The following is a 476-nucleotide window of genomic DNA, read 5'->3' on the forward strand; positions in this document are numbered from 1 at the left end:
ACTTCGTTGGCCTCACTGTTTGAAAAAAAAATTAACGAACAAACCGTTTGGACAAACAAACTATGGCAAATTTATATGTTACTAGCTCATTTTAACCTTTTTTGGCAAACAGCCAAGGCCACAAAGTTTGAAAAATGGGGATATTTAGGTTTTCTATTTGTCATTTTAGGCCCCATAATCACATTTTTTGCCACCCATATTCTTTTACAAAGAGGAGATGTGCGAAAGACGGGTTCCTCGGGAAAGACCGTAAAACCAAACCGAAATTTTTTCTATTTACTAATCCTATTGCACTTTTGGGTTTTCTTGGCAATCCTATGGATTGGTGAACAATTCAGACCAGGTGACATAATTGACCTAGCTTTAGTAGTCCTTCTATTTATAATTCCTTTTATTAGAAATGTTCAATATTATAGAATATCTACTCTAATTGGCATAATTTTTATTTTTTCTACTGTTCTGATAAACATTTGGTA

At 33.4% G+C, this 476-nt stretch carries 1 protein-coding gene; it reads left to right on the forward strand.

Annotated features, from left to right (window positions below; translation table 11 throughout):
* Window positions 1–75: 75 nt before the first annotated feature.
* Window positions 76–476, forward strand: a 401-nt coding sequence (locus E1171_RS24010; protein ID WP_222931277.1) for a hypothetical protein, incomplete at its 3' end; no start/stop codon positions are given.

The sequence above is a fragment of the Xanthovirga aplysinae genome (assembly GCF_009711365.1).
GTDB lineage: Bacteria > Bacteroidota > Bacteroidia > Cytophagales > Cyclobacteriaceae > Xanthovirga > Xanthovirga aplysinae.